Annotated in this window: 8 protein-coding genes; 1 reads left to right on the forward strand and 7 read right to left on the reverse strand. The window is 65.0% G+C overall.

The genetic code is table 11. From position 1 onward, the window contains the following. The 3 genes from fdhF to AC0L2O_RS31885 are packed head-to-tail and all read right to left on the reverse strand — an operon-like array spanning position 1 to position 4,950. The gene (gene fdhF / locus AC0L2O_RS31875; protein ID WP_473372555.1) at positions 1-2,886 is read right to left on the reverse strand and encodes a formate dehydrogenase subunit alpha; all 2,886 of its coding nucleotides are present in this window, start codon (positions 2,884-2,886) and stop codon (positions 1-3) included. Positions 2,887-2,896: 10 nt separating this feature from the next. Next, positions 2,897-4,453 carry a formate dehydrogenase beta subunit gene (locus AC0L2O_RS31880; RefSeq protein WP_473372556.1) on the reverse strand — a complete coding sequence of 519 codons (1,557 nt, stop codon included), beginning with the start codon at positions 4,451-4,453 and terminating at the stop codon, positions 2,897-2,899. Next, on the reverse strand, positions 4,450-4,950 hold the full coding sequence (locus AC0L2O_RS31885; RefSeq protein ID WP_473372557.1) for a formate dehydrogenase subunit gamma: 501 nt from the start codon (positions 4,948-4,950) through the stop codon (positions 4,450-4,452). Before AC0L2O_RS31885 ends, AC0L2O_RS31880 begins: the two co-directional genes overlap by 4 nt. 224 nt (positions 4,951-5,174) lie before the next feature. Between AC0L2O_RS31885 and AC0L2O_RS31890 the strand changes: the two genes are divergently transcribed. Continuing rightward, entirely contained in the window at positions 5,175-6,068 is an 894-nt protein-coding gene (locus AC0L2O_RS31890; protein ID WP_369725042.1) for a LysR family transcriptional regulator, read from the forward strand. A gap of 211 nt (positions 6,069-6,279) precedes the next feature. Here the strand turns inward: AC0L2O_RS31890 and AC0L2O_RS31895 are convergent, their stop codons facing one another. From AC0L2O_RS31895 to AC0L2O_RS31910, 4 genes are all read right to left on the reverse strand, one after another. Then, positions 6,280-8,610: a PAS domain-containing sensor histidine kinase gene (locus AC0L2O_RS31895; protein ID WP_473372558.1), complete on the reverse strand. Its 2,331-nt coding sequence runs from the start codon at positions 8,608-8,610 to the stop codon at positions 6,280-6,282. 226 nt (positions 8,611-8,836) lie between these two features. Continuing rightward, positions 8,837-10,228 carry a cation diffusion facilitator family transporter gene (locus tag AC0L2O_RS31900; RefSeq protein WP_473372559.1) on the reverse strand — a complete coding sequence of 464 codons (1,392 nt, stop codon included), beginning with the start codon at positions 10,226-10,228 and terminating at the stop codon, positions 8,837-8,839. 232 nt (positions 10,229-10,460) lie between these two features. Continuing rightward, complete coding sequence (locus tag AC0L2O_RS31905; protein WP_473372560.1) at positions 10,461-11,432, reverse strand: quinone oxidoreductase family protein; 972 nt, start codon at positions 11,430-11,432, stop codon at positions 10,461-10,463. A 25-nt stretch (positions 11,433-11,457) separates the two neighbouring features. Continuing rightward, positions 11,458-12,453 carry an NAD(P)H-dependent flavin oxidoreductase gene (locus AC0L2O_RS31910; protein WP_473372561.1) on the reverse strand — a complete coding sequence of 332 codons (996 nt, stop codon included), beginning with the start codon at positions 12,451-12,453 and terminating at the stop codon, positions 11,458-11,460. Positions 12,454-12,787: the final 334 nt, after the last annotated feature.

Here is a 12,787-nt window from a genome sequence, read left to right on the forward strand (position 1 = left end):
TTATTCCGCGGCTTCGGCCGGCGCGATACGGCGGGAGTGCCGCGCCTGCGCATCGTAGGTCTTTTGCCAATCGGACGGGCCGTTCGAGGGCGAGATCTGCACCGCCGTGACCTTGTATTCGGGGCAGTTGGTCGCCCAGTCCGAATAGTCGGTCGTGATCACATTGGCCTGCGTGTCCGGATGATGGAAGGTGGTGTAGACCACGCCCGGCGCGACCCGGTCGGTGATCTCCGCGCGCAGCGTGGTTTCGCCCGCGCGGCTCTGCAGCCGCACCCAGTCGCGGTCGCGCACGCCGCGCTGCTCGGCGTCGTGCGGATGGATCTCCAGCCGGTCCTCGGCATGCCAGACCACGTTCTCGGTGCGCCTTGTCTGCGCCCCGACATTGTACTGGCTGAGGATGCGCCCCGTCGTGAGCAGCAGCGGAAAGCGCGGGCCGGTGCGCTCGTCGGTGGCGATATACTCTGTGACGATGAATTTGCCCTTGCCGCGGACGAAGCCGTCGATGTGCATCACCGGCGTGCCCTCCGGCGCCTTTTCGTTGCAGGGCCACTGTACCGAACCGAGCTCATCGAGCTTGGCGTAGGAGACCCCAGCGAAGGTCGGCGTCAGCGCCGCGATCTCGTCCATGATCTCGGACGGGTGGCCATAGGTCATCTCATAGCCCATCGCCCTGGCAAGGCCGATCGTGACCTCCCAGTCCGCCATGCCGTTCTTCGGCGTCATCACCTTGCGCACGCGCTGGATGCGGCGTTCGGCATTGGTGAAGGTGCCGTCCTTTTCGAGGAAGCTCGAGCCGGGCAGGAACACATGGGCGTAGTTCGCGGTCTCGTTCAGGAACAGGTCGTGCACGATGACGCATTCCATCGCCGACAGCGCCGCGACTACATGCTTGGTGTTGGGATCGGATTGCAGGATGTCCTCGCCCTGGACGTAGAGTCCCATGAACGTGCCCTCGACCGCGGCATCGAACATGTTGGGAATGCGCAGCCCCGGCTCCGGGTTGAGCTTGACGTTCCACAGCGCTTCGAACTGGTCGCGCACGGCATCGCCCGAGATGTGGCGATAGCCGGGCAGCTCGTGCGGAAACGAGCCCATGTCGCAGGAGCCCTGCACGTTGTTCTGGCCGCGCAGCGGGTTCACGCCGACACCGGGACGGCCGATATTGCCTGTCGCCATCGCCAAATTGGCGATCGCGATCACCGTGGTCGAGCCCTGGCTGTGCTCGGTGACGCCGAGGCCGTAATAGATCGCGCCGTTGCCGCCGGTGGCGTAGACGCGGGCGGCTTCGCGCAGATCGTTCGGATCGACCCCGGTCAGGATCGCGGTCGCTTCCGGGCTGTTGTTGGGCTGGGCGACGAAGGCGGCCCATTCCTCGAACTCGCTCCAGTCGCAGCGCTCGCGCACGAAGGCTTCGTCGACGAGGCCTTCGGTGACGATGACATGGGCGATCGCGGTCATCACCGCGACGTTGGTGCCGGGCATCAAGGGTAGGTGCAGCGCCTTCACATGCGGCGATTCCACCATCTCGGTGCGGCGCGGATCGATCACGATCAGCTTGGCGCCCTGGCGCAGCCGTTTCTTCAGGCGCGAAGCGAAGACGGGATGAGCAGACGCCGGATTGGCGCCGATGACCACGACCACGTCGGTCTGCTCGACGGAGTCGAAATCCTGCGTACCGGCCGAGGTGCCGAAGGTGACCGACAGGCCATAGCCGGTCGGCGAATGGCAGACCCGGGCGCAGGTGTCGACATTGTTGTTGCCGAAGCCGGCGCGGATCAGCTTCTGCACCAGATAGGTCTCTTCATTGGTGCAGCGCGACGAAGTGATGCCGCCGATGGCGTCGCGGCCGTATTTTTGCTGGATGCCACGCATCCTGTCGGCGGCGAACGCGAACGCGTCATCCCATGACACTTCGCGCCAGGGATCCTCGATCCGTTCGCGGATCATCGGCTTGAGAATGCGTTCCTTGTGGTTGGTGTAGCCCCAGGCGAAGCGGCCCTTGACGCAGGAATGGCCGCGATTGGCCTTGCCGTCCTTGTAAGGCACCATGCGCACGACCTCCTCGCCGCGCATTTCCGCCTTGAAGGTACAGCCGACACCGCAATAGGCGCAGGTGGTGACCACCGAATGCTCGGGCTGGCCGATCTCGATCACCGACTTTTCCGTCAGCGTCGCGGTCGGGCAGGCCTGCACGCAGGCGCCGCAGGACACGCATTCCGAGCCGAGGAAGCTTTCGCTCATCCCGGGCGAGACGCGGCTGTCGAAGCCGCGGCCCGAGATCGTCAGCGCGAAGGTGCCTTGCACCTCCTCGCAGGCGCGGACGCAGCGCGAGCAGACGATGCACTTCGAAGGATCGTAAGTGAAGTAGGGGTTGGAGTCGTCCTTCGGCATCCAGGCGGCGTTGACCTCGCCATGAGACTTGCCATGGGATTTGGCGAACACATGATTCTCGCCGTCATAGCCGTAGCGGACGTCGCGCAGGCCGACGGCGCCGGCCATGTCCTGTAATTCGCAGTCGCCATTGGCGCTACAGGTGAGACAGTCGAGCGGATGGTCAGAGATATAGAGCTCCATCACGCCCTTGCGCAGCTTCTTCAGCCGTTCGCTCTGGGTGTGCACGACCAGGCCGGGCATCACCGGCGTGGTGCAGGAGGCCGGCGTGCCGGCGCGGCCCTCGATCTCGACGACGCAGAGGCGGCAGGAGCCGAACGCGTCGACCATGTCGGTCGCGCAGAGCTTCGGGATCTGGTGGCCAGCCTCCATCGCGGCACGCATGATCGAAGTGCCCTCGGGCACGCTGACCTCTTTGCCGTCGATGGTCAGCGTCACCATGATTTCCGATGTCGAGCGTGGCGTGCCGAAGTCGAGTTCTTGGATCAGAGACATTGTCGTTCTCCTATTCGGCGGCCTGAAGCGTGGTCGGCACGGGTGCGAAATCTTCCCGGAAATGCTTCAATGCGCTCAGCACGGGGTAGGGCGTGAAGCCGCCGAGCGCGCAGAGCGAGCCGAATTTCATGGTGTTGCAGAGGTCCTCGACGAGCGCGATGTTCTCGCTCACCCGCTCGCCGCGGATGATCTTCTCGATGGTTTCGACGCCGCGAGTCGAGCCGATCCGGCACGGCGTGCACTTGCCGCAGGATTCGACGGCGCAGAACTCCATCGCGAAACGCGCCTGCTTGCGCATGTCGACGCTGTCGTCGAACACGACGATGCCGCCATGGCCGATTAGGCCGTCGCGCGCCGCAAACGCCTCGTAATCGAACGGCGTGTCGAACAGCGCGCGCGGAAAATAAGCGCCGAGCGGGCCGCCGACCTGCACCGCGCGGACGGGACGGCCGGTCAATGTGCCGCCGCCGATGTCGTCGACGAGATCGCCGAGCGTCACGCCGAACGCGGTTTCGAACAGCCCGCCCTGGCGGATGTTGCCGGCGAGCTGGATCGGCATCGTGCCGCGCGAACGGCCCATGCCGAAATCGGCATAGGCCTTGGCGCCCTCGGTGAGGACGAAGGGGACGGCCGCGAACGACAGCACGTTGTTGATGACGGTCGGCTTGCCGAACAGGCCGTGATGCGCCGGCAGCGGCGGTTTTGCGCGCACGAGGCCACGGCGGCCTTCCAGACTTTCCAGCAGCGAGGTCTCTTCGCCGCAAACGTAAGCGCCGGCGCCGACGCGCACGTCGAGATCGAAGCTGGATGTGGAGCCGCCGATCTTGTCGCCGAGATAGCCGCCGCGCTTTGCAACCTGGATGGCGGCCTTCATCGCTGCGACCGCGTGCGGATATTCGCTGCGGATGTAGATGTAGCCCTTGGTCGCGCCAACCGTGATCGCGGCGATCGTCATGCCCTCGATGACCAGGAAGGGATCGCCTTCCATGATCATACGGTCCGCAAAAGTGCCACTGTCGCCTTCGTCGGCGTTGCAGACGACGAACTTTCGATCCGCCTTGGTCTGGGCGACCGTCTTCCATTTGATGCCGGTCGGAAAGCCGGCGCCGCCGCGGCCGCGCAGGCCGGACGCAGTCACTTCGTTCAGGATCGTGTCCGAGCCGAGCGACAGCGCGCGTTGCAGGCCCTTGTAGCCGCCATGGGCGCGATAATCGTCGAGCGAGCGCGGGTCGATCACGCCGCAGCGGGCGAAGGTGAGGCGGGTCTGGCGCTTGAGCCAGAGGATTTCGTCGGCGACGCCAAGCCGCAGCGGATGCGGTCGGTTGCTCGCCATCGACTCGAGCACGGAGGCGACATCCTCCGGGGTCACCGGGCCGTAGGCGACGCGGCCCGCAGGGGTCGCCACCTCGACCATCGGCTCCAGCCAGCAAAGCCCGCGCGAGCCGGTCCTGACGATCTCGATCGGGAGGCCGCGCTGCTCCGCGATCTGCTCGAATGCCGTGACGATTTCATTGGCGCCGACCGCGATCGCAGCCGCGTCGCGAGGAACGAATATCCGCATCTTCATCGTTGCGCCTCCGCCAGCAGCGCATCGAGCCGCTTGTCGTCGAGCCGCCCGACGAGGCGACCGTCGAGCATCGCGGACGGCGCGGTCGCGCATAGTCCGAGGCAATAGATCGGCTCCAGCGTGACGCGATCGTCCGCGGTGGTATTGCCGAGCGAGATGCCGAGCTTCGCTTCGGCGCGGGCAGCCAGCATATCCCCGCCCGCGGCCTGACAGGCCTCCGCGCGGCAAAGCTTCAGCACATGGCGGCCGGCCGGCTTGTGCCGAAAATCATGATAGAACGTGAACACGCCATGCACCTCGGCGCGCGACAGATTGAGTGCTTGCGCGACCATGGGAATGGCGGCCTGCGGCACGTAGCCGAATGCCTGCTGAAGCGCATGCAGAACGACCAGCGTCGCGCCCTCTTGGCCGGCATGGTCGGCGATGATCTCGGCGCCGCGCGTCTCGTCCCAAAGCTCGTAATAAGATTCGTAACAAGGCTCGTCAATCGCTGTCATTGTTCGTTCTCAACCAGAGCGTTTCTTCGCCGTAAACTATTTGGAATCGTTCGAAGATCAATAAAGCTGTCTCATGCTGCGATTGCGGATTCAGATCGATTGACCGGTGCAATCGATCGATATGAAATCGCAATCGTGGCCGATCCGCCGCCCGGTTTTCAGGTGTTGGCAGGGGTGAGGCGTGCTAGCTTGTGTGCCACGTCAGAATTCGAGGGGATGCACGGTTGCTCGACAAGCTTGAACTACTGCTGGCGCTGGCGAAGGAGCGGCATTTCGGGCGCGCGGCGGAAGCCTGCGGCGTGACCCAGCCGACCATGTCGACCGGGTTGAAGCAGCTTGAGGAAATTCTCGGCGTGATGCTGGTCGAGCGCGGCTCCCGCTTTCAGGGCTTCACGCCCGAAGGCGAGCGGGCGCTGGACTGGGCGCGGCGGATCGTGGGCGACGCCCGGGCGATGCGCCAGGAAATCAATTCGCTGAAGGAAAAGCTGTCCGGCGAGATCCGCATCGCGGCGATCCCGACCGTGCTCGGCATGGTCGCCGCGTTGACGACGCCGTTCCGCGCCAAGCATCCCGATGTGCGTTTCCGCATCCAGTCGACGACCTCATCGGAGGTGCTGGGACTGCTGGAAAATCTCGAGGTCGATGCGGGGCTGACCTATATCGAGAACGAGCCGATCGGCAAGGTGCGCACCATTCCGCTCTACAACGAGAGCTATCGCCTGCTGACCGCGCCGGATGCGATGTTCGGCGATCGCGAGTCCGTGACATGGACCGAGGTCGGGCAGGTGCCGCTGTGCCTGTTGACGCCCGACATGCAGAACCGCCGCATCATCGACCGCGCGCTGCGCTCCGTCGGCGCGGAGGCGACCCCGACCCTGACCTCGAACTCGCTGCTCGTGCTGTACACGCATGTCAAGACCGGACGCTGGGCGAGCGTGATGCCGGCCAAGCTCGCCGAGACGCTCGGCCTTTCCGACAAGGTCCGCTCGATCCCCATCGTCGATCCCGAAGTCAATTACAGCATCGGCCTCGTGATCCCGCAGCGCGATCCGATGACGCCGCTGATCGCGGCCCTGGTCAATGTCGCCCGCGAAGTGGCACCAACGCTGCAATCCTAAAGCGGAACGTGTTTGGTTGAATCGATTGCCGCGGCTCTTTCACCTCTCCCGCTTGCGGGAGAGGTCGGCGCGAAGCGCCGGGTGAGGGCTTTCTCCTCGGAGATTGTCCCATTGCGGAACCACCCTCTCTCCGACCCTCTCCCGCAAGCGGGCGAGGGAGCACACCTGCGTCTTTGCAGCGATCGAGCTTCATCTCATCGCGCTCTAGGCCTCAGGCCGCAGCGGAAATTCCGGCTACCGCCTTGATCGCGTCGCGCGGCAGGGTCACGCGGACGACGGTGCCGACGTCGAGCTTGGAGCGCAGCCGCATCGAGCCGCCGTGGAGTTGGGCCAACGAGCGCGCGATCGCCAGGCCAAGGCCGGAGCCGTGATAGGTCTTGGTGAGCTGGCTCTCGACCTGCTCGAACGGACGCCCCAACCGCGCCAGCGAGTGTTGTGCGATGCCGATGCCGGTGTCGGCGATCATCAGCACGATCCTGTCCTCGAGCTGGCGGCCGCGCACCACGATGCGTCCGCCATCGGGGGTGAACTTCACCGCGTTCGAGAGCAGGTTGACGATGATCTGCTTGGTCGCGCGGCGGTCGGCGACGACCGAGATGGAGGTCTCGATGTCGGCATCGAGCGTCAGGTGCTTGTCGTGGGCGCGGCCGGAGACGACACGCAGGGATTCCGCGAGTGTCTGCGCCAGATCGAGCTCTTCCATGTCGAGCTTCATGCGACCGGCTTCGATCTTGGACATGTCGAGGACGTCGTTGATGACCTCGAGCAGATAGTGGCCGCTGGTCAGGATGTCGTGGCAGTATTCCTGGTACTTCTCCGAGCCCAGCTCGCCGAACATGCCTGAGCCCATGATCTCGGAGAAGCCGATGATCGCATTCAGCGGCGTGCGCAGCTCGTGGCTCATATTGGCGAGGAATTTCGACTTGGTCTGGTTGGCTTCCTCGGCCCGGGTCTTTTCGCGCTGATACTTCTCGGCCAGGTCGGCGAGCTCGTTGGTCTGGCGTTCCAGCGCCGCCTGGGAGCGCTTCAGGTCGATCACGGTGGCGCGCAGGCGCAGATCGTTGTCGACGAGCTTCTGCTCGTGCTCCTTGATGCGGGTGATGTCGGTGCCGACCGAGACGTAGCCGCCGTCCTTGGTGCGGCGCTCGCTGATGTGCAGCCAGCTGCTGTCGTCGAGCTGGGCCTCGAAGGTACGCGCACCCGGGCCTTGGGTTGCGGTCTCGTTGTGGCGGGTGCGGACCTCCGGCATGCGGCCGACTTCGAGCACGGTTTCATAGGACGTGCCCGGAATGACGGCCGAGTCCGGCAGCTTGTGCAGGCGCTGGAAGTGCGAGTTGCAGAGCACCAGGCGGTCGCTCGCGTCCCACAGCACGAAGGCTTCCGGAATGGTCTCGATCGCGTCGCGCAGGCGCAAATCGGCTTCCACGGTCCTCTCGGCGAGGCTCTTCTGCTCGGTGATGTCGACCGCGATGCCGATCAGGTGCACGCCGGCATCGCCCGCCCCGTGCGTCCGCTCGCAGCGGACGCGGAGCCAGATCCAATGGCCGTCGACATGCTGCATGCGGAACGTCTGGTCGATATGGTCGATCTTCTCGGAGATGAGCTGGTCGGCGATCGCGAACAGGTCGATGTCGTCGGACTTCACCAGCGCGTTGACTTCGCCGAAGGTGAGGAGCTCGTTGCGGCCGTCGAGCCCGAGCATCGAGAACATCGATTGCGACCAGAAAATCCGGCCGCGCGACAGATCCCAGTCCCACAGGCCGCAGCGGCCGCGGTTGAGCGCGGTGTCGATGCGGCCGCGCACGGCGTCGTTGATCAGATCGCCTTCGCGGGCCCGGGTCGATTGCCAGTGGAAGGCGAAGCCGAGGATGAGGACGACGAAGCCGGTGGTCGCCGACAGCGTCACCGAGAGCGCGGCGTCCGAACCCCAGATCGGCTCGTTGCGCTCCTGGATCACGGTGACGAGTCCCGGCAGCGACTTGATCGGCCGTGAGGTCGCGAGCGCGGCGTTGCCGTCCGGCAGTGTCATGTTGGAGACGTCATTGTCGCGCGGTGGCGCCGCGAGCAGCTGTGCCGTGGTGATCGCATCGAGCAGATGGTCATTGCCCGAGGGATCGCTGTCGATCGGAATGCGGGCGAGGACGCGGCGTTCGATGCCGGCCGAGGTGACGACAACGTGGCGGCCCGAGACTCTGGCCCGGGACGGGATCATGTCGGACAGCAAGATCGGCAGGTTCTCGATGCTCTTCAGCCGCTCCGCGCGGGACGAGGTGAGGCGGTCGATGCGCTCGGCGAGCAGTTCGGCAAGCATCGAGATGTCGTTCTGGATCACCAGCCGCTTCTGCCGCGTCTGGTCGACGACCTGGACGAAGGCGCCGAGACAGATCGTGATGAGGAAGGCGATGATGAGCGTGGGCACGGCGCGGCGCAGCGCCGGCTCCGCGATCAGGAGCCTATGATAGGCAGGTTTCGCGATCGATTGCGCCAATCCTTTGATCGAATCGGATTGGACGCACGCGTTCGCGGCGTCTGCGCGCGCCATGCCTTCGGCCCCCTGAAAACCTGCTTGCAATACTTGTCCGAAAGCAGCCCCACATCGCTTTCGAATCACAGCGATTTGAATCCAGTTTGCGCAGGCTGTCGAGAGTCAACGAAACGTTAACGCGAAATAATTCTTATCCAATGAAGACTTCGCACGCGCATTATCCGTACGACTACGTTTGCGATGAGTCCGAAACGAGAACGTGCGACTCGTCGCACCTTCTGCATCATGCGCGCGGCGGCTCGGCGTGGCTGATGACGCGCTTCACGCTTGGAAAAGCGCGGCGCAGCGCGCGCTCGATCGCGTCGACATGCTCGTGCACCTTGATCACGCTCATCGACGGCGCGGCGCGGCAGTGGAAATTGACGATCTCGCCGGCATCGGTGTTGCGCACGCGCACATTATGAATGTCGTGGATTTCGCTGCCGGCGGCGTATTCGGTGAGCGCTGTTGCGATGGTTTGCACCCGTTCCGGCCCGGCATCGACGCCGAACGGCAGTTCCGGTTCCAGGGGCTCGATATGGACGTCGACCTCGACGTCCGCGCCGAACTCTTCCTGGATATTGCGCTCCAGCGTGTTGGCAACCTCATGGGCGGCATCGAGCTGCATCTCGGCGCCGACCTCGAGGTCGATGCTGACGATCAGCTTGCCGCCCGAGTCTTGAATCGTACCCAACTCGTGTACCGTGACGTGGTGAACGGCGAGCCCCGAATTATGCGCGATCACCATGATGCGATCGCGCACGGTCTCGTTGTCGCGCGCGACCGGCACGGCAGTGAAGGTGAGGTCGGCATCGCCGAACGCCTTGTCCACGGCTGCTTGCGCCTTGCGCTTGATCTCCTCGACGCGGTCGATCGGATAGGTCCGCGGCACCTTTACGATGGCGTCGATGAAGGTGGTCGCGCCGACCATGCGCACCCGCAGCCGCTCGACGTCGATCACGCCGGGCACGCCGCCGATCGCGGCCGTGGCCTTCTCCTGTGCGCCCTCCGGTGCGCGATCGACCAGCGTCTGCACCGTCGAGCCCGCCATGCGCAGGCCGAGAGCCGCGATCATCACGGCGACGGCCGCGGCCGCCGCGGCGTCGCCCCACCAGAAGCCGAGACCGGCCAGGACGAGACCGATGATCACAGCGAACGAGCCCATGACGTCGGAGGCGAAATGCAAGGCGTCTGCGGCCAGCGCCTGGCTCCGTGTCTCTCGTGCGGCACGGTGGAGCGCACGGGCGCGCCAGAGATTGACCACGATGTCGATCACCAGCACGACGAACGGCACGGCCGAGATCGTCGGTGGCGGGGTTCCCTCGCGCAACCGGCTATAGGCCTCAACGAGGATGCCGCCCGCCAGCACGTAGAGTAGGGCAGTGACCCCGAGCGCCGAGATGCTTTCCAGCTTGCCGTGGCCGTAATGATGCTCGTCGTCCGCCGGCTTGTCCGAGACCCGCACCACCGCCCAGGTGATGATGGTCGCAACCAGGTCGACCGAGGAGTGCAGGGCTTCCGAAATCAGCGCCAGTGAGCCGATCGCGACGCCGACCACGAATTTGGCCGCCGCCATGCCGCCGCTGGCAAGGATTGAGACTGCCGCGACCGATGTCTTGCTGTGCTGTGCGCTCATGGCGGGGATTTAGCAGTCCCCGGGTGAACATCAAGCGATGATCCACAGGCGTAGTCGCGAGTGATTTGCAGGAGCGGGACTGTCGTTGGTGTCATTTCTGGTGGTCAAGGACAGGTCTCGTAGGGTGGGCAAAGCTAGCGTGCCCACCGCAAACCGTTGATCAGGAGACACTGTTGGTGGGCATGGCGCTACGCGCCTTTGCCCACCCTACAACACCGCCCCGGAACGACCGCTACGGCATGGTCACCACAATCTTCCCCAGATGCTTGTTCGCCTCCATGTGCTCGAACGCCTTGTCGATGTCGGCGAATGCGAACACCTTGTCGATCGGCAGTTGCAGCTTGCGCGACTCGACCGCGCCCCAGATGTCCTTGCGGACCTCCTCGAAGATCTCGCGGACCTCTTCGATGGTGCGGGTGCGGAAGGTCACGCCGATATAGCTGATGCGGCGCGCCGCATGCAGGTCGAAGTTGAAGTCGGCATGGGTGCCGCCGAGCCGGCCGACATTGACGATGCGGCCCTTGATCCTGCTCGCGGCAAGGTTCTGGTTGGCGACTTTGCCGGAGACCTGGTCGACGATGAGGTCGACGCCTTCGCCGTTCGTCACTTTCAGCACCTCGTCGACCCATTTGGGGTCGGTGGAGTCGACGGCGAGGTCGGCGCCATATTCCGTGAGTCGGCCGCGGCGATAGGCATCGGTCGAGGAGCCGATCACAAGTCTGGCGCCCTTGAGCTTGGCGATCTGCATCGCCATCAGGCCGACCCCGGAGCTCGCGCCCTGGACCAGCACGGCTTGCCCCGGCTGCACGCCGCCCACAGTGACGACCGCGTTGTGCATGGTCGCAAGCGCGACGGGGAGGGTGGCGGCCTCCTCGAAATTCATGTTCGAGGGCGCGCGGAACAGCCGGCCGTGGTCGGCCAGCGTGTATTCGGCGAACGCCGCGCCGCCCGAGCCCATGATGCGGTCGCCGATCTTGACGCCCTTCGCGTCGGACCCGAGCTCGGCGACTTCGCCAGCCCATTCCATGCCGAGCACGGTGCCGGCGCCGCCGGCCGCGCCATGGGCGTGGCCCTTGCGCATGCCGGTATCGGCGCGGTTCAGCCCGCAGGCGCGGACCCGGACCAGCACCTGCGTGCCTTTAGGCGTTGGTTGAGCGACGTCGGAAATCTGAGCGCCGTCAGGGCCGTAGACATAAGCCTTCATGAATTGCTCTCGCTTGTTGCAGTGATTATTCCGCCGCTTCGCGTTGTGGATGAACGATCATTGCCTCGAGCCGGCTGCGGATGATGGCTTCCGCCTCGCGCACGATGCGGGAGATCAGCTCGCCGCAGCTCGGGATGTCGTGGATCAGGCCCTGCACCTGGCCGGCCGACCAGATGCCTTCGTCCGAATTGCCGGTGGCGTAGACCATCTTGCCGCGGGCGCCGGCGACGAGTTCGCGGATGTCCTCGAACTTGGCGCCTTCCTTCTCCATGGCGACCACCTTGGTCGAGATCTCGTTCCGGGCGACCCGCGAGGTGTTGCGCATGGTGCGGAAGATCAGCTCGGTCTCGCGCTCGTCGTTGGCGACGATCTTCTCCTTGATGAGCTGGTGGATCGGGCTCTCCTTGGTGGCCATGAAGCGTGTCCCCATGTTGATGCCCTCGGCGCCGAGCGCCAGCGCGGCGACGAGGCCGCGGGCGTCGGCAAAGCCGCCGGAAGCGATCATCGGGATCTTGACCTTGTTGGCGGCGGCCGGGATCAGGATCAGGCCGGGCGTGTCGTCCTCACCCGGGTGGCCGGCGCACTCGAAACCGTCGATCGAGATGGCGTCGACGCCCATGCGCTCGGCGGAAAGCGCGTGGCGGACGCTGGTGCATTTGTGCACGACCTTGACGCCGTTCTTCTTGAATTCGTCGACATGCTCCTGCGGCTTGTTGCCGGCGGTCTCGACCACCGTGATACCGCTCTCGATGATAGCGGCGCGATATTCGGCATAAGGCGGCGGCTTGATCGCGGGCAGAATGGTGAGATTGACGCCAAACGGCTTGTCGGTGAGGTCGCGGCAGCGCGCGATTTCCCTGGTGAGGTCCTCCGGCGTCGGCTGGGTCAGCGCCGTGATGAAGCCGAGCGCGCCGGCATTGGCAACGGCGGCGACCAGCTCGGCGCGCCCGACCCATTGCATGCCGCCCTGGACGATCGGGTGCTCGACGCCGACGAGCTTCGTGAACCGTGTCTGCAACATGCTCTGTTTCCCCCGCCCGCGTGGCCCGCAGGCTGTGTTATCGCTGATCACGGCAGGATGCCGCCCGGGTCGGGAAAAGTCTATTGCAGGGGCGTGCGGTGGGGGCGGACCGCTCATGCGAGCGGACGGGTGATTCCGCAGGGCGGATAATTGGACGGTTGACGCCGGGATGGTGGTGACGGGCGCCGTGCTTCCACATCGTCATTGCGAGGAGCCCTTCGCGACGAAGCAATCCACAATCCCTCAGCGGAGAGATTCTGGATTGCTTCGCTTCGCTAGGAAGAAACAGGTAATGGTTTAGCGTCAGGCGGCCTCCGCGATGGGCTGGAGTTGA

The sequence above is a fragment of the Bradyrhizobium sp. Kon10 genome (assembly GCF_055807395.1).